Genomic DNA, 3,092 nt, shown 5'->3' on the forward strand with positions numbered 1-3,092 from the left:
AGAAGGTCGTGTTCGCACAGGCCGCGTCGGAGACGCAGGCCGCCTACGACGTGCGTTCGGATCTCGAGCAGGCCGAGGCGGCACTCGCCTCCGGTGATGTCACCCAGGCGCAGCAGCTCATCGCGCGGGCGCAGACCAAGATGGGCCCGGTACGCGACTCGCAAACCCGGGATCAGATGAATCAGTGGATCACCCGGCTGCAGTCCGACGAGTCGGGCACACCCGCTGCGCCCACGTCGCAGCGTCCGGGTACCACGGCTCCCGGTGCCAGTGGCACCGAGAGCAGTGCTCCGCAGACCTCGGATCAGACGAGCGTTCCCTCGGAGCCGTCGTCGACGCCGACCACCACACCGACGACCACGCCGACGACCAGTTCACCGCCACCGACGACGGCGACGACCACCACGACCACGCCGGCAGGCTGATCGCCGTCTGCCTGATCGACGTCTGCCTCATTGACGTCTGCGGGGGCCGGCCGACACCACCCGACCGGAACGCCTGAGCGATCAGCTCAGCGTTCGTCGCCGAGGTGGTTGTGCGCGTCGGCGTACCCGCGGCAGTAGTCCCACGTGACGTAGTCGTCGGGGCGGGGGTCGACGGCGGGCTCGTGCGGACGCACGGTGCCGTCGATCAGAAGCTGTAAAAGGTTGGCGCGCAACATATCCCAGTCGTGGTAATGGTCCTCGTGGCAGTCTTCGCACACGACGACGAGGCCACGGACCCCGCGATGGGCCAGGAGTGCCTCGTAGACGGCCAGATCGGCGAGATCCTCTTCGACCGCGACCCGCTCGTTCTCGTCGAGGGGGATGCCGGGCTCCATCGAGTCCAACGCCGACGCGGGATCGCTGGGATCATCGGCGAACGGGTCGGGCGGAAGTCCTGGTGGCAAGTGGTCACGCACACCTCCACCGTAACCGATATCGCGTGACCTGCGCCGCATCGGTTCCACAGTTCGACGGGCCGATACGCGCATGCTCCACAGGGGTCACGGGTGAGCTGAATCGCCGCATTGGGTTGTGGCTCCGGTTGCCCGATACCATGGACCGATGACCCACGTTCGCACCGGTGGAGACGATCCCGGCAAGGTCGCAATGCTCGGCCTCACCTTCGACGACGTCCTGTTGCTACCCGCGGCATCGGATGTGATCCCCAGCGAGGCCGATACGTCCTCGCGGGTGACCAAGAACATCTCCCTGCGGGTGCCCCTGGTGAGTTCGGCGATGGACACCGTCACCGAATCCCGGATGGCCATCGCGATGGCCCGCGCCGGCGGCATGGGCGTATTGCACCGCAATCTGTCGATCGCCGACCAGGCCGCCCAGGTAGAGACGGTCAAGCGCTCCGAGGCCGGCATGGTCACCGACCCGGTCACCTGCTCACCGCACAACACCCTCGCCGAGGTCGATGCGATGTGTGCGCGTTATCGCATCTCCGGGCTGCCCGTGGTCGATGAGAAGGGTGAGCTCGTCGGCATCATCACCAACCGCGACATGCGATTCGAGGTCGATCAGGACCGGCCGGTCGCCGAGGTGATGACCAAGGCCCCATTGATCACCGCCCAGGAAGGGGTCTCCGCGGAGGCCGCCCTGGGTCTGTTGCGGCGCAACAAGGTCGAGAAGCTGCCGATCGTGGACGGCAACGGCAAACTGACCGGGCTGATCACCGTCAAGGACTTCGTCAAGACCGAGCAGCACCCGTTCGCGACCAAGGACTCCGACGGCCGGCTGCTCGTCGGCGCCGCCGTGGGTACCGGTGACACGCAGTGGGATCGGGCCATGGCACTCGCCGACGCGGGTGTCGACGTGATCATCGTCGACACCGCCCACGCCCACAACCGGCTGGTGCTCGACATGGTGTCCAAGGTGAAGTCCGAGGTCGGCGACCGCGTCGAGGTGGTCGGCGGCAACGTCGCCACCCGGGAGGCCGCGCAGGCACTCGTCGACGCCGGCGCCGACGCGGTGAAGGTCGGCGTCGGGCCCGGCTCGATCTGCACCACCCGCGTCGTCGCCGGGGTGGGCGCCCCGCAGATCACCGCGATCCTCGAGGCGGTGACGGTGTGTCAGGCGGCCGGCGTGCCGGTGATCGCCGACGGCGGACTGCAGTACTCCGGCGACATCGCCAAGGCGCTGGCCGCCGGCGCGTCGACGGCGATGCTCGGGTCGTTGCTCGCCGGTACCGCCGAGGCGCCGGGCGATCTGATCCTGGTCAACGGCAAGCAGTTCAAGAGCTACCGCGGCATGGGATCGCTCGGTGCCATGCAGGGCCGCGGGCAGGGCAAGTCCTACTCCAAGGACCGCTACTTCCAGGACGACGTCCTCAAGGAGGAGAAGCTCGTCCCGGAGGGCATCGAGGGTCGGGTCCCGTTCCGGGGTCCGCTGAACCAGGTGATCCATCAGCTCGTCGGCGGCCTGCGTGCAGCGATGGGCTACACCGGTGCCACCACGATCCCGGAACTGCAGAAGGCGCGCTTCGTGCAGATCACCGCGGCCGGACTCAAGGAGTCCCATCCGCACGACATCACCCTGACCGCCGAGGCGCCCAACTACTATTCTCGCTGAGTTCGCCTCGACGACTCCGACCCGCAAGTTCACCGGTCCGCACGTGAGGCGGCCCAGAAGACCCTCGTGGCGTGCGTTGCAACATGACCGTGCGCCGGACAGAAAGGCGCAACGGTGCGTGACCTCGTGGACCTCGGCATGGGCCGGACGGCGCGGCAGACCTTCGAACTCGACGACGTCAGCATCGTTCCGTCGCGGCGGACCCGGTCGTCCAAGGACGTCTCGACCGCATGGCAGATCGATGCCTACCGTTTCGAGGCGCCGATTCTGAGTCACCCGACCGACGCCCTGGTGTCGCCTGCGGTGGCCATCGAACTCGGACGACTCGGCGCTCTCGGTGTCATCAATGGTGAAGGGCTCTGGGCGCGTCATCGCGACGTCGAGGACAAGATCGCCGAGCTGGTCGAGGTGGCAACCACCGACCCCGATCCGCAGGCCGCGGTGCGGCGCCTTCAGGAACTGCATGCGGCACCACTGGATCCCGATCTGCTCGGTGCGGCCGTGGCCACCATCCGCGAGGCCGGGGTGACCACC

Annotated in this window: 2 protein-coding genes and 2 pseudogenes; 3 read left to right on the forward strand and 1 reads right to left on the reverse strand. The window is 67.8% G+C overall.

Annotated features, from left to right (window positions below; all coding sequences use genetic code 11):
* A pseudogene (locus B1964_RS06060) lies at positions 1 to 425 on the forward strand (hypothetical protein); the annotation flags it as partial.
* Positions 426 to 511: 86 nt separating this feature from the next.
* Here the strand turns inward: B1964_RS06060 and B1964_RS06065 are convergent.
* Positions 512 to 901 (reverse strand): DUF5319 domain-containing protein, encoded by a 390-nt coding sequence (locus tag B1964_RS06065; protein ID WP_014359487.1) that lies wholly within the window; start codon positions 899 to 901, stop codon positions 512 to 514.
* A gap of 145 nt (positions 902 to 1,046) precedes the next feature.
* On the opposite strand from B1964_RS06065, the gene guaB reads away from it, so the two are divergent.
* Both guaB and B1964_RS06075 read left to right on the forward strand, forming a co-directional pair.
* Complete coding sequence (gene guaB, locus B1964_RS06070) at positions 1,047 to 2,558, forward strand: IMP dehydrogenase (protein ID WP_006367563.1); 1,512 nt, start codon at positions 1,047 to 1,049, stop codon at positions 2,556 to 2,558.
* A 114-nt stretch (positions 2,559 to 2,672) separates the two neighbouring features.
* A pseudogene (locus B1964_RS06075) lies at positions 2,673 to 3,092 on the forward strand (GuaB3 family IMP dehydrogenase-related protein); the annotation flags it as partial.

The sequence above is a fragment of the Gordonia sp. i37 genome, assembly GCF_002043085.1.
Classification (GTDB): Bacteria; Actinomycetota; Actinomycetes; order Mycobacteriales; family Mycobacteriaceae; genus Gordonia; species Gordonia polyisoprenivorans.